A 1,055-nucleotide genomic window follows, 5' to 3' on the forward strand; every position below is an offset into this window, starting at 1 on the left:
CTGCCAAGGCTGAATTTTATGTAAATCCAGGGGATAGCGTCTTTTACGATCAAGTTGTGACAGCTGATGGCTACCAATGGATTAGCTACAAATCATACTCTGGTGTGCGTCGTTATGCGCCAGTGAAACCAGTGGCAGCTGGTAGTGGTAACGGTAATAGTGGTAACGGTAATAGTGGTAATGGGGATGGTAAACCTTCTAATGGCGCTCAAGCTACAACAGGTGCTCTGGATATCCCAGCGACAGGAACTTTCTACTTTACACGTAACACAGATATTAAGAAAGAACCAAAAGCAGACCTCAAACCCACTTTTGTTTTCGGCAAGGGTGACCATGTCATCTATGATAAAGTTTTGACAGCTGATAATCACCAATGGATTTCTTACCTTGGTTATGACTATGTTCGCTACTATGCAGATATTGCGACTTTGACACCTGCCAAAGCTGAAACACCAAGTGTTAAACCAACAGAGACTAATCAAGCAAAACCAGAAACTACAGGTGCTGAAAAGCTCCCAGCAAGTGGTACTTATAATGTGACACGTAGCTTGAATGTTAAAAATGAACCTAAGGCTTCTGCAGAAACGCTTTATACCTTGGAAAAAGGCTACAAAGTGAACTATGACAAGGTCTTGACTGCGGATAACCACCAATGGATTTCTTACATTAGTTATAGTGGTACACGTCGTTATGTGGATATTGCGACCTTGAAAACTACTGAGTCTAAGCCACAAGAAAACCGTGTTTCTGGTAACCTTACTATCAACAATCAAACGTCTAATGGCTTTGATGTAGTCGTAACCAATGTTTCAGGTGGTGGCAAGGAAGTTAAAGAAGTGCGTGTTCCAATCTGGTCAGATAAGAATGGCCAAGATGACCTTACATGGTACCATGCTGACAAACAATCAGACGGAAGTTACAAGGTTCATGTAGACACAGCTAGCCATAAGGGCGATGCTGGTACTTATTCTGTACATCTTTACTATATGTTAAATGGTAAGAGAACCTATATCACAGAAACTAAAGCTACAGTGCCTCAATCTACTGAATCCCAA

At 41.6% G+C, this 1,055-nt stretch carries 1 protein-coding gene; it reads left to right on the top strand.

Going from position 1 to position 1,055, the window contains the following annotated elements; translation table 11 throughout:
• Nucleotides 1–1,055: SH3 domain-containing protein (locus ADF62_RS05690; protein ID WP_048788295.1), on the top strand; the 1,055-nt coding region annotated here is incomplete at both ends.

The organism is Streptococcus sp. 1004_SSPC, assembly GCF_001069025.1.
GTDB classification, from domain to species: Bacteria; Bacillota; Bacilli; order Lactobacillales; family Streptococcaceae; genus Streptococcus; species Streptococcus vestibularis.